This is a genomic window from Methylobacterium sp. J-059 (genome assembly GCF_022829485.1).
In the GTDB taxonomy this organism is placed as follows: Bacteria; Pseudomonadota; Alphaproteobacteria; order Rhizobiales; family Beijerinckiaceae; genus Methylobacterium.
The window spans coordinates 42228-54693 of record NZ_JAKSYA010000069.1 but is presented as its reverse complement, the minus strand read 5'-3'; the positions used below and the strand labels follow the sequence as shown (position 1 = coordinate 54693).

Below are 12466 nucleotides of genomic sequence, written 5' to 3'. Positions count from 1 at the left end.
GACGCGGTCCATCCCTGTCATCCTGCACGTCGAGGCCCGATGTCCGCCGAAGGCCTCATGGATGGGACGACCGCGATCATCGTTCGACGCGTGCCGTCGCGGCGTGAGCCGTCGTGACGACGCCGAAAGCAAAAACCCTCCCGCGATCGCCCGATCGCGGGAGGGTTTTTTGTCACTTCAGCCGGGCGGCGGCCCAGGCGATGTGGTCGTCCATGAAGCTGGAGATGAAGAAGTAGGAGTGGTCGTAGCCCTCGCGCATGTTGAGGGTCAGCGCGATGCCGGCCTTCTTGCAGGCCTCTTCCAGCAGCCACGGCCGCAGCCCGTCCTGAAGGAAGCTGTCGGCGGTGCCCTGGTCGACGAGGAACTCGGGGAAGCGGTGCCCGTCCTCGATCAGCGCGGTGGCGTCGTGGGCGCGCCAGGCTGCCGAGTCCGTGCCGAGATACTTCTCGAAGGCCGGCTTCGACCAGCCCGCCGTGGAGGGCTGGGCGATCGGCGCGAAGGCCGAGCAGGACTTGAAGCGGTCGGGATAGGTCAGCGCGATGGTGAGCGCGCCGTGCCCGCCCATCGAGTGGCCGAAGATGCCCTGGCGGCTCATGTCGGCGGGGAAGTTCTTCGCGACCAGCGCCGGAAGCTCCTCGGTGACGTAGCTCCACATCCGGTAGTTCGCGGAATAGGGTGCCTGCGTCGCGTCGAGGTAGAAGCCCGCGCCGGAGCCGAACTGCCAGTTGCCGGCCTCGTCGGGAATGCCCTCGCCGCGGGGCGAGGTGTCGGGCGCGACGACGATCACGCCGTGGCGGGCGGCGGCCTGCCGGTACTCGCCCTTGTCCATGACGTTGGCGTGGGTGCAGGTCAGCCCCGAGAGGTACCACAGCACCGGCACCGGGCCGTCCTTGGCCTGGGGCGGCACGAAGACCGCGAAGGTCATCGGGCAGCCGGTGGTCGTCGCGTCATGCTTGTACACGCCCTGGACGCCACCGTGCGAGAGGGCCTTCGAGACGGTTTCCATGGGGTGATCTCCTGGGGGCTCTGGGGCCGTTACCGGCCGATGGGTCGATACAGGCTCCTCCCTCCCCCGCAGAGGAGGGAGGGAAGCGCGCGTCGGTCCGAGTGTCGGTCCTAGTACAGCACCACCGAGCGGATCGACTTGCCCTCGTGCATCAGGTCGAAGCCGTGGTTGATCTCGTCGAGCGGCATGGTGTGGGTGATCAGGTCGTCGATGTTGATCTTGCCCTCCATGTACCAGTCGACGATCTTCGGCACGTCGGTGCGGCCCCGCGCCCCGCCGAAGGCCGAGCCCTTCCAGACGCGGCCGGTGACGAGCTGGAACGGGCGGGTCGAGATCTCCTTGCCGGCCTCCGCCACGCCGATGACGATCGACTCGCCCCAGCCGCGGTGGCAGCACTCGAGCGCCTGGCGCATCACGTTGACGTTGCCGGTGCAGTCGAACGAGAAGTCGGCGCCGCCGCCGGTGGCGTCGAGGATCGCCGCGACGACGTGATCGTTGCCGACCTCCTTCGGGTTGATGAAGTGCGTCATCCCGAACTTGCGCGCCATCTCCTGCTTGTCGGGATTGATGTCGACGCCGATGATCTTGTCGGCCCCCACCATCCGCGCGGCCTGGAGCACGTTGAGGCCGATGCCGCCGAGGCCGAACACCACGACGTTGGCGCCGGGCCAGACCTTCGCGGTGTAGATCACCGCGCCGATGCCGGTGGTGACGCCGCAGCCGATGTAGCAGACCTTGTCGAAGGGGGCGTCCTCGCGGATCTTCGCCAGCGCGATCGCCGGCAGCACGGTGAAGTTCGAGAAGGTCGAGCAGCCCATGTAGTGGAACAGGGTGTCGGACCCGCCCGGGCTGCCGCCGGTGGAGACGCAGGAGAAGCGGCTGGTGCCGTCGGGCATCACGCCCTGGCCCTGCGTCGCGCGGATTGCGGTGCAGAGGTTGGTGCGCTGCGACAGGCAGGACTTACAGCCGCGGCATTCGGGCGTGTAGAGCGGGATCACGTGGTCGCCGACCTTCAGGTCGGTGACGCCGGCGCCGATTTCGCGGACGATGCCCGCGCCCTCGTGGCCGAGGATCGCCGGGAACTTGCCCTCCGAATCGAGGCCCGAGAGGGTGTAGGCGTCGGTGTGGCAGATGCCGGTGGCCATCACCTCGACGAGGACCTCGCCGGCCTTCGGCCCCTCGATGTCGATGGTCTCGATCGTGAGCGGCTTCTTCGCCTCCCACGCCACGGCTGCGCGCGTCTTCATGATGTCGGGTTCCCTGTGCCTGGACGATAACGGACGGCGTCGACAGGCGACGGCGCTTCGGATCGCTCCACCTGGCGGCGGCGATCCGAACGGCCCGAAATACGAGACGCCTGATGCTGGTTCTCGGCCCCAGACGCAACCGCCATTTCCGCAGGGGGACCCCGCCGCAGGCGCGGACCCGGGCGCTCAGGACCCGGCCGCTCAGGACCCTGCCACGTGCGGCCGCGTCACGCCGCGGCCAGCCCGAGCCCGGCCAGCGCCTCCGCGATCTCCGCCTCGCTCAGGAGCCGGATCACCGGTCCCGAGGTCCAGACCAGCATCGGGCGGATCGCGTGGTCCGGGTAGATCCGCGCGAGCAGGCGGGCGTAGAGGGCGATCTGCGCGGTCTCGGGCCGCGGCGGCGCGCCCTCGGCGGGCGGCCGCCCGGTCTTGAAGTCGGCGAGCCGCACTGTGCCGTCGGCGACCGCGAGGCGGTCGATGCGGCCGAAGACCGGCCGCTCGATGCCCGCGACCACGACCCGCCCCGACAGGCTGACCTCGGCCCGCGCCTCGCGGGCGAAGAGCGGCGCGAGGTCCGGCGTCGCGATGAGGTTCAGGGCCGCCTGCACGATCGCCGCGCGCTTCGGGCGCGAGAAGGACGGCGCGCGGGCGGCCACGAAGGCGGTCGCGGCGCTCTCGCGGGCGGCCGGGTCGAGGCGCGGCAGGTGCTCCAGCAGGGCGTGGATCAGCTTGCCGCGCCGGCGCGCCTCGGTATCGGCCTGCCGCGGCGGGATCTGGCGCTCGCCGTCGGCCGCGCGCATCGCGCCGGACGGGCTGATCGGCGGCGCCGGGGCCGCCTCGGCCGCGACCGGCTCGCGCAGCCAGGACGGCAGAGCGCCGGGCTCGGGCGCCGCCTCGGCCGGCGCGGTCCCGGTCTCCGGCCCGGATCCGTCCCGCCACAGGGTGGCCGGCCCGTAGGCGGTCTCCACCGCCTCGCCCTCGCCGAAGGCCTGCACCATCCCGGTGCGGATCATCTCGCACCAGGCGGTCGGGCCCACCGGCGTCTGGCCGCGGAACGGCGCGACCACGAGCCGGTCGGCGGCCCGCGTCATCGCCACGTAGAGCAGGCGGTTGTGCTCCTCCCGCGCCCGCGCGTGCAGGCTCTCGCGCGCCGCGCCGATCGCCTCGGAATCGTAGGGCTTCGCGCTCGACCAGACCGGCGGGACGTCGCCCGGCATCGCGAGCAGCGGCGGGTCGTTGCCCCCCGGCGCCTCGCAGCCGTCGATCACCACCACCACCGGGGCCTCCAGGCCCTTGGCGCCGTGCACGGTCATCACCCGGACCTCGTCGCGGCCGGATTCCATGTCGCGCTTGACCGTGTGGCCGGCCTCGCCCCGGCCGCCGGCGCAGTAGCGCGCCAGGAAGCCGGCGAGCGAGGGTGCGTCCGCGCCCGCCTCGGCCTGCGCCGCGCCGAGCAGGAACACGTCGATCGCGTCGCCCGCCTCGCCGCCGAGGCGCGCGACGAGGCGGGCCCGGCCCTCGCCCGGCCCGAGCAGGGCGGCGTAGAACCCGAACGGCCCCTGCGCGCCGGCGGCCGCGATCCAGCCGGCCAGCGCCTCGCGCCCGACGATCGCGGCCGGGTCGCCCGCGTCCGCATGCCGGGCGAGCGCGTCCTCCAGCGTCTCGGACCGGTTGCGGCCGGCGGCGATGCGGACGAGATCCTCGTCGGTGAGCCCGACCAGCGGCGTCTTCAGCGCGCAGGCCAGCGTCAGGTCGTCGGCGGGCAGCAGCCCGGCGCGGCCGATCGAGACGAGGTCGGCCACCGCGATGTGTGCGCCGACGTCGAGCCGGTCCTGGCCGGCGACCGGCACGCCGGCGCCCTTCAGCGCGCGGATCACCTCCTCGAAGGCCGGCCCGCGCTTGCGCACCAGCACCAGCACCTCGCCCGGCCGCCAGACCCGGCCGCTGGTGTCGCCCGCGGTGACCCAGGTCCGCACCGCGCGGGCGATCCGGCGCGCGGTGACGATCGCCGGCGCGTTGGCCTCCGGCGCGTCCACGGGCGCGGCCCAGGCGTCGGGCTCGACCTCCTCCACCGGCTCGGCGATCGGCCACAGCTCGACGGTGCCGGGCGCGCCGGCCCGCGCCGTGGTGTGGACGGTGCCGACCGCCGCATCGTCGAAGCCGAGGCCGTCGTAGTGCTCGGGCAGGTGGAAGGTGGCGTCGACCGCCCGCAACACGCCGAGCGTCGAGCGGAACGACAGCTTCAGGTCGACGTCCTCGAACCGGAGCTTGGCCGAGCGCGCCTCGCCCTTCCACTTGCCGTGCATCGTCGCGAACTCGCGCGGCTCGGCGCCCTGGAAGCTGTAGATCGACTGCTTGGGGTCGCCGACGGCGAAGCGGGTGCGCAGGGTCTCGCGCGCGCCGGCGCCGGTGGCGAACTCGGCGGTGATCCGGTCGAGGATCTGCCATTGCTGCGGGTTGGTGTCCTGCGCCTCGTCCACGAGCACGTGGTCGACGCCGCGGTCGAGCTTGTACAGCACCCAGGCGGCGTCGACCCGCGCGAGCAGGTCGAGGGTCTTGTGGATCAGGTCGTCGAAATCCAGCGCCCCGAGCTTGGCCTTCTGCGCCTCGATCCGGCGGTGGATCTCGGCGGCGAGGGTGAACAGCGCCTCGGTGCGGGCGAGCGCCCGGGCGCTGCGCAGGGCGTCGAACAGCGGCGCGAGCCGGTCGCGCTCGTCGATCAGCGCCGCGCGCACGTCCTCGGGGACAGCCTTGGTGCCCAGGCTCTTGTCGGCCTTCGGCTCGTCCTTGGCGGTGAAGAACACCGCGCGATAGAGGTCGAGCGCCTCCGGCCGGCCGTCGGCGGCCTCGGCCGCGAGCAGGCCGTCGGCGAGCTTCTCGTCGGTCGCCTTGCCGGTGCGCAGGCGCTCGGCGAAGGCCGGCTTGTCGGAGATCCCGCCGTTCAGGATCGTCTCCACCAGCGACGCGTCGGTCTGGCCCGCGGCGAGGCCGAGGGCGGTGCCGAGCCGGGCGAATTGCCGCGTCAGCCCGCCCCGCGCGGCCAGCACCGTGCGCGCGGCCATGGCCTGCCGGATCGCCTTGCGCAGCGCATCGCCCGTCGCCTCCGGCGTCACGAGGTCGAGGGCGTGGCCGAGCCGCGCGTCGCCGCCGATTGCGGCGGCGAGCACCTGGTCGGTCTCGTTGGCGAACATCTCGCGCGACAGGTTCTCGTCCAGCACCGCGAACCGGGCGGGCACGTTGGCCTCGAACGGGAACATGTGCAGCAGCCGCTCGCACAGGGCGTGCAGCGTCTCGATCTTCAGCCCGCCCGGCGTCTCGACCGCGCGGGCGAACAGGCGCCGCGCCGCATCGAGGTCGGTCGGCGAGGCGGTGCGCCCCGTGAGCGCGGCGAGCTCGGCCGACAGCGCCGCGTCGCCGAGGGTCACCCACCGCCCCAGCGTCCGGAAGATCCGGATCGACATGTTGGCGGCGGCGGCCTTGGTGAAGGTCAGGCACAGGATGCGCGACGGCGCGGCCCCGTCGAGCAGCAGGCGCACCACCCGGTCGGTGAGCACCTTGGTCTTGCCGGCCCCGGCATTGGCCGAGACCCAGGCCGAGGCGCGCGGGTCGGCGGCGCGGCGCTGCGCGTCCTCGGTTCCGGGATCGACGACGAAGGCCTCGCCCGCTTGGCGGCTCATGAACGCATCCCCAGGGGCCGCCCCGCGGCCCGCGACGGGCGGACCATCGGGCGTGGGCGCGCGGATCGCAAGCGCGGCCGCGGCGAGGCGGTGCCGCGGCCTGGGCTCGGCCCGGCGAGCGCCCGCTTGCGGTCCGGCCCGGACGCCTGGAAGGTCCGCGCCCCGGGCGCTCGGCGGATGGCGAGCGGCGACCGGCTCGGACGGGCAGGAGAGCAAGGCATCGTGTTCACCCCATCGCTCAGGGACGCCGCGATCGGCGTCGGGCTCGCCTTCGTCGCCGGCTTCGTGGACGCCGCCGCCTTCATCGCCCTGACCGGCCTGTTCACCGCCCACGTCACCGGCAACTTCGTCCTGATCGGCGCGGAGCTGGTCTCGACCTCGACCGGCGTCCTCGCCAAGCTGCTCGCCCTGCCGACCTTCATCCTGGCCGTCGCGCTCACGCGCCTGATCGCCCTGGCGTTGGAGCGGCGCGGGACGTCGCCGCTGCGCCCCTTGCTGGCCCTCGAGGCGGCCGTCCTGATCGCCTTCGCGATCTTCGGCGCGGCCCTGTCGCCGCTCGGCTCGCCGGACGGCGCGCGGGCGATCGGCATCGGCATGCTCGGGGTCGCCGCGATGGGCATCCAGAACGGCATCGGGCGCCTGGTGATCGGCCACCTCGCCGCGACGACGGTGATGACCGTGAACGTCACGCAGGCCGTCATCGACATCACCGATCACCTGTGCGGGACCAAGCTCGGCGCGCAGGCCGGCGGCCGCCTGCGGCGCACGCTGTCCGCGGTGCTGGCCTTCGCGGCAGGTGCCCTGGCCGGCGCGTTCGGGGTCGCCGCCCTGTCCTTCTGGTGCGTGCTCGTGCCGGCCCTGGTGCTGATCGGGTTGCTGGCCGTTCCGGACCCGACCCCGCCGCGATGACCGGTGCGTCGGGTTATGCGCGGACCATCCGCGTTCGGTTGAGACGCCGACCCCGGTTCACCACTCGCGGCGAGCCTCCAGGCCCTCACGTCAGGCGGCGCCGTCCTCCGTGCTGGTCCCGTCGCGACGGGACCGCCTCAGCCCATCACGTGCACCGCGTGCTCGGCGATCGCGCCCGCGGTGGTGAGCCAGACCGTGTCGCGGTGGGCGGCGATGCGGGCCAGCACCGCGCGCAGGGGGCGCAGGCGCTGCGGCTGGCCGACGATGTAGGGGTGGAGCGCGATCCCCATCACCAGCGGCGCGTGGAGCGACTGCTCCAGCATCTCGTCGAAGGCGTCGGAGATCGCGTCGGCGAATTGCCGCCCGGTCTCCTTGCGGGCGACGATCGCCGGGATGTCGTTCAGCTCCTGCGGATAGGGCAGCGAGAGGATGCGGCCGCCGTCGCGGGTCCCGAACCACGTCGGCTGGTCGTCGTGCGCCCAGTCCAGCAGGTAGCGGTAGCCCGCCTCGGCCAGGAGGTCGGGCGTCGCCGTCGACTGCGAGATCCACGGGCCGAGCCAGCCGGCGGGCGGGCGGCCCTCGTGCTCGGTCAGCAGCGCCGTCGCCTCGGCGATCAGCGCGCGCTCGCCCGCCTCGTCGAGGCTGCCCTGGCGCTCGGCGTTGGTGCGGCCGTGCCCGACGATCTCGTCGCCGCGGGCGCGGAAGGCCTCGATCAGGCCGGGGCAATCCGCATAGAGGCGGCTGTTGACCAGGACGCTCGCCGGCAGCGCGAGCGCGTCGAGCATCGCCTTGATCCGCCACGCCCCGACCCGGTTGCCCCAGTCGCGCCAGGCATAGTTCAGCACGTCGGGCTGCGGCCCGCCGGGGGCGAGCTCGGCGCCGAGCCCCGACCCGAAATCGAAGGTCTCGAGGTTGAGCGCGACGTAGACCGCCAGGCGCCGGCCACCCGGCCAGTCGTAGAGCGGCCGGTCCGGCAGCGCGCTGTAGCCGTAGCGGCCGTGGCCCTTCGAACTGTCCATCCGTCCTCCGGTTTCCGAACGCACTCGGGGATGCTGCGACGGGACATGGGGTAGAAGGGGCGGGGGGCAACGGACCGGCGACGTGCAATCCGCAGCGTCCGCCGGCCAGCCGGGATCAGGCCTTTTCTTCGTCCGCCGTCGCAAGCCTTTCCAAACGTATCCCGTGCAAGGTCGGCCCTCTCCGGTCGCCGAGGGTGCCGGTCTTCGAGGAGGCGTGCATGCGGATCGCCAAGGGAGGAATCGTCCCGGCCGAGCCGCAGCGTGCGGTTGCAGTGTCCGGAGGCGCGTCCCTGAGCCGTCTAGACCGGCTCGTGATCCTCGGCGTCGGCTTCGCGCTGCAGTTCAACGTGCTGACCTCGACCTTCGGGCTGCCGTTCATGCGCCTGTCCGACGCGCTGCCCTTCCTGACGATCCCGTACTTCCTGCTCCGCCCGCGCATCCTGTCCACGCTCCTGGCGCGGGCCCTGCCGATCGGGGTGGTCGTCATGCTGCTCGTCGCCTCGCTGCTGGCGAAGGCCGACGTCCAGCAGGGCGACCTGTACCTGACCCTGGTGCTGCTTCTGTACTTCGTCCAGGCGACCCAGCTCGTGATCCTGCTCCGCGATCCGGCGGGCGCCGACAGCTTCGCGGCCGGCACGCTCGGAGGCTTCGCCGGGTCGCTCCTGGTCCTGGTCGCAGCCTCGGCCGGCATCGACCTCATCAGCGTCGGGCTCGCGGTGCCGACCGACGGCCTTGAGCCGGAACTCGTCCTGTTCATGAAGGACAAGCTCGGCGGCCTGTGGGCCGCCGGCAACGAGACCGGGCACGTCTTCGCGTTCGCCGGCGCCGCTGCGGCCTACCTCTGGCACCGCACCGGCCGCAGCGCGATCTACATCGCGTATTTCGCCGCGCTGCTCGTCAGCTTCCCGCTGACCAACAACCGCGCCGGGCTCTTCCTGCCGGCGATCGTACTCGGGCTGATCCTCCGGAAGAGCGTCAGCGTCTACGCCGTGCTGCTGGGGGCCGCCGCCATCTGCGGGCTCGTCATGCTGTTCAGCGCCACCGGCTATGCCCCCGTCCCCGAGCAGCTCCAGTCGGCGATCGAGAAGCGGTTCGTCGCGGACAGCCACGCCGACAGCAACATCCTCGAGCGTCTCGATTCGACCGCGGCCGGGCTGCAGCTTGCCGCCGCCCATCCGTTCGGCCTCGGCAACGTCTCCAAGGAGAACCAGCTGCTGATGATGGCCGGCGTCGGCACGCCGCACAACGCCGTCGTCACCCTCGCGCTCCAGAGCGGCGTCCTCGTCGTGCTCGCCTTCCTGGCCGGAACGGTCCGGATCGTCCTCGCCCCCCAGCGGTTCGGCCCGCTCCCGTTCTACACGGTGCTGTTCATGGTGCCCTCGCTGATGTTCGAGGAGCTGTCGATCAACCAGGTGTTCCTGTTCGGCTTCGCCCTCGTGCTCGCGGCCTCCGCGATGACGCGGAGCGGCGATCCGGCGGGCGCGCAGGCCTGATCGCGCCGCGTCCGGCCCGGCCGTCGACGCCGGGGGGTGCAGCCGGCGCCCCGCCCGCTTGCCATCGCCGGAAGCTCCCGCCATATAGGCCGCGGGAGGTTGGCGAGGGACGTTTCACTCGCCAACCGGGTCAGGTCCGGAAGGAAGCAGCCCTAACGAGACCGAGCGGGTCTTCGTCCAGCCTCCCACCTCGTTCCACCGCAGGAACCGCGGGTCGATCGGCTCGCAGCGGCGGCCAAGGCACGACCGCGAAGAGCGAAGACGCACCCCCGAAGAGCGCATGGACGCGAGCACCGGCACGCCTGACGACGAGCCGGGCCTGCCCGGGTTTCCGGCGCCTGCCCTCGCGCAGACGCCGTACCGCGTGCTGGCGCGCAAATACCGTCCCAAGGATTTCGACGACCTGATCGGCCAGGGCGCGATGGTGCGAACGCTCGGCAACGCGTTCGCGGCTGGGCGCATCCCGCAAGCCTGGATGCTGACCGGCGTGCGCGGCGTCGGCAAGACGACCACCGCCCGCATCCTCGCCCGCGGCCTGAACTACGCGCCGGTCGGCGCGCCCGACACCGGCCCGACCATCGCGATGCCGGGGCTCGGGGTCCATTGCCAGGCGATCATGGAATCGCGGCACATGGACGTGCTGGAGATGGACGCCGCCTCGCATACCGGCATCGAGGACGTGCGCGCGATCATCGACGGCGTGCGCTATTCGCCGGTCTCGGCGCGCTACAAGGTCTACATCATCGACGAGGTCCACATGCTCTCGGGCAACGCGTTCAACGCGTTCCTGAAGACGCTGGAGGAACCGCCGCCGCACGCGAAGTTCGTGTTCGCGACGACCGAGATCCGCAAGGTCCCGATCACCATCCTGTCGCGCTGCCAGCGGTTCGACCTGCGCCGGGTCGAGGCCGACGTGCTCTCCGCCCATCTCCAGAAGATCTGCGCGGCCGAAGGCGTCGGCGCCGAGGACGAGGCGGTGGCCGCGATCGTGCGCGCGGCGGAGGGCTCGGTGCGCGACGCGCTCTCGCTGCTCGACCAGGCCATCGCCCACGGCGCCGGCGCCGTCACCGCCGCGGGCGTGCGCGACATGCTCGGGCTCGCCGACCGGGCCCGCATCCTCGATCTGTTCGAGGCGGTGATGCGCGGCGACGTGCCCGCGGCCTTCGCCGAGCTGCGCAGCCAGTACGAGTCCGGTGCCGACCCGTCGGTCGTGCTCTCGGATCTCGCCGCCTTCACCCACCTCGTCACCCGGCTGAAGCTCGCGCCGGAGGCGGCGGCCGCCGACCCGACGCTGAGCGAGATCGAGCGGCGGCGTGGCGGCGATTTCGCCGGCCGCCTGCCCGTGCGGGCGCTGTCGCGGGCCTGGCAGATCCTGCTGAAGGCGATACCCGAGGTGCAGAGTGCGGCCCGCCCGCTCGCCGCGGCCGAGATGGCCCTGGTGCGGCTCGCCTACGCCGCCGACCTGCCGACGCCGGACGAGGCGTTGCGACAACTCAGGGCCGAAGCGCTCGCCGCCGGTGCGCAGGAGGGCGACGCACCGGCTCGACCAGCCCTCACCGCCCCGGCGCCCCGCGCGATCGCGCCGCCTCCGCCGGCCCCCGTCTCGGTGCCGCCTCCGGCGCCCGAGCCGGCCGCCGTACCGCCGCCTGCCGAAGCGCGGCCCCTGCCGGAGGCGCGGCCGCTTCCGCCGCCGCGTCCGGTCCTGGTCCCGGCACCGGTCGCGCCCGCGCCCGTGGTGCAGGGCCGGCCCGCCGAGCCGGCCGGCCCGCGCCTGTCCCGGTTCGAGGACGTGGTGGCGCTCGCCGACATCCGCCGCGACATCCTTCTGAAGTCGGCGCTGGAGCGCGAGGCGCATCTCGTGCGCTTCGAGGACGGCCGCATCGAGTTCCGTCAGGCGGACGGCGGGCGCCCCTCCCTGCATGCCGACCTCGCCAAGGCGCTCGAGCAGTGGACCGGCCGCCGCTGGATCGTCACGCCCTCGCGGGAGGCGGGCGCGCCGACGCTCGACGCGCAGGCCCGTGCCGCGATCGAGAGCCGCCGCGAGAACGCCGCCTCGCACCCGTTGGTGCGCGAGGTGCTGGCGCGTTTCCCCGGCGCGCAGATCGTCGATGTGCGCGACAACGCCCCCGAGGCGGCCTCCGCAGGCCTCGAAGCCCCGGCAGGCCTCGACGAGGCCGCGACCGAGGACGGCGAGGCCGACGACGCCTGACGCTGGCATCCGCCCGCCCGGCTTCCCAGATCACGCTTCACCCCACGAACGAGAGACCGATCCGCATGCGCGACATCATGGGCATCATGAAGCAGGCTCAGGCCATGCAGGAGAAGATGGCCGGCATCCAGGCCGAGCTCGACACGGTCGAGGTCTCAGGGGCCTCCGGCGGCGACTCCGTGCGCGTGACGATGACCGCCAAGGGCCTCGTCAAGGCCGTCGCCATCGACCCGAGCCTGATGGTCGCCGACGAGCGCGAGATCCTCGAGGACCTGATCCTCGCCGCCGTCAACGACGCGCGCGGAAAGGCCGAGCAGGCGGCGCAGGAGCGCATGGCCGAGCTCACCAAGGGCCTGCCCCTGCCGCCCGGCATTAAGCTGCCGTTCTGAGGCCCGGGCCGGGTCCCGCGCAGGCCGATCGCCGGGGGAATGGGTCGTCGACGGTCGGCGACCCGCGCGACGATCAGGCCGCGACCAGGAGGGCGGCGCCGGCGACGCCCGAAAGCACCAGGCGCAGGCGACCGAGCCAAACCGGGACGAGGCCGCGCCGGGCGAGGTCCTGGTCGACCACGCCCCAGGCGAGCACCAGGATGCCGAGGGTCCGCAGGTCCCACGGGGCGGGGGCCGCGAGCGCGGCCCAGGCCAGGAGCGACGGGACGATGGCGATGAGGTAATCGGCGTTGCCGGCGTTGCGCGCCGCCGCCGCCCCCCAGCGGATGCCGCCGAGGAAGGACGCGATCACCGCGCCGTAGGCCGAGAGGATGGTGCGCGGCGACAGGCCGATCGTGCCGAGGCCGCCGTCGCTGCCGCTGACGGAGAGCGCGGCGAAGCCGACGAACGGAATCAGTCCCGCGACGCCGAGGAGGACGGCGCCGGTCGGTACGGGGGAGACGCGCGCCATCCGACC

At 73.0% G+C, this 12466-nt stretch carries 9 protein-coding genes and 1 other RNA gene; 5 read left to right on the top strand and 5 right to left on the bottom strand.

Annotation, left to right across the window (positions count from 1 at the left end; genetic code table 11):
* Positions 1-172: 172 nt before the first annotated feature.
* The 3 genes from fghA to addA all read right to left on the bottom strand — a co-directional run bounded on the left by fghA (position 173) and on the right by addA (position 5930).
* Complete coding sequence (fghA, locus tag MKK55_RS07935; protein ID WP_243934098.1) at positions 173-1006, bottom strand: S-formylglutathione hydrolase; 834 nt, start codon at positions 1004-1006, stop codon at positions 173-175.
* 110 nt (positions 1007-1116) lie between these two features.
* Positions 1117-2253 carry an S-(hydroxymethyl)glutathione dehydrogenase/class III alcohol dehydrogenase gene (locus tag MKK55_RS07930; protein WP_243934096.1) on the bottom strand — a complete coding sequence of 379 codons (1137 nt, stop codon included), beginning with the start codon at positions 2251-2253 and terminating at the stop codon, positions 1117-1119.
* Between the two features lie 227 nt (positions 2254-2480).
* On the bottom strand, positions 2481-5930 hold the full coding sequence (addA, locus tag MKK55_RS07925; RefSeq protein WP_243934094.1) for a double-strand break repair helicase AddA: 3450 nt from the start codon (positions 5928-5930) through the stop codon (positions 2481-2483).
* A 222-nt stretch (positions 5931-6152) separates the two neighbouring features.
* Between addA and MKK55_RS07920 the strand changes: the two genes are divergently transcribed.
* A complete protein-coding gene (locus tag MKK55_RS07920) occupies positions 6153-6839 on the top strand; it encodes a YoaK family protein (RefSeq protein WP_243934092.1) in 687 nt (228 codons plus the stop codon).
* A gap of 137 nt (positions 6840-6976) precedes the next feature.
* Here the strand turns inward: MKK55_RS07920 and MKK55_RS07915 are convergent, their stop codons facing one another.
* Positions 6977-7858 carry a polysaccharide deacetylase family protein gene (locus MKK55_RS07915; RefSeq protein ID WP_243934090.1) on the bottom strand — a complete coding sequence of 294 codons (882 nt, stop codon included), beginning with the start codon at positions 7856-7858 and terminating at the stop codon, positions 6977-6979.
* Positions 7859-8076: 218 nt separating this feature from the next.
* Here MKK55_RS07915 and MKK55_RS07910 point away from each other — a divergent pair, with 218 nt between their 5' ends.
* From MKK55_RS07910 to MKK55_RS07895, 4 genes are all read left to right on the top strand, one after another.
* Positions 8077-9351: an O-antigen ligase family protein gene (locus MKK55_RS07910; RefSeq protein ID WP_243934089.1), complete on the top strand. Its 1275-nt coding sequence runs from the start codon at positions 8077-8079 to the stop codon at positions 9349-9351.
* Positions 9352-9443: 92 nt separating this feature from the next.
* An RNA gene (gene ffs, locus MKK55_RS07905) (signal recognition particle sRNA small type) lies at positions 9444-9542 on the top strand.
* Positions 9543-9631: 89 nt separating this feature from the next.
* Entirely contained in the window at positions 9632-11560 is a 1929-nt protein-coding gene (locus tag MKK55_RS07900) for a DNA polymerase III subunit gamma/tau (protein ID WP_243934088.1), read from the top strand.
* 65 nt (positions 11561-11625) lie between these two features.
* Positions 11626-11949 carry a YbaB/EbfC family nucleoid-associated protein gene (locus tag MKK55_RS07895; RefSeq protein WP_243934087.1) on the top strand — a complete coding sequence of 108 codons (324 nt, stop codon included), beginning with the start codon at positions 11626-11628 and terminating at the stop codon, positions 11947-11949.
* A 73-nt stretch (positions 11950-12022) separates the two neighbouring features.
* Here MKK55_RS07895 and MKK55_RS07890 read toward each other — a convergent pair whose 3' ends face one another.
* Positions 12023-12460, bottom strand: a complete 438-nt coding sequence (locus MKK55_RS07890; protein ID WP_243934086.1) for a DUF3429 domain-containing protein — start codon at positions 12458-12460, stop codon at positions 12023-12025.
* Between the last annotated feature and the right edge of the window lie 6 nt (positions 12461-12466).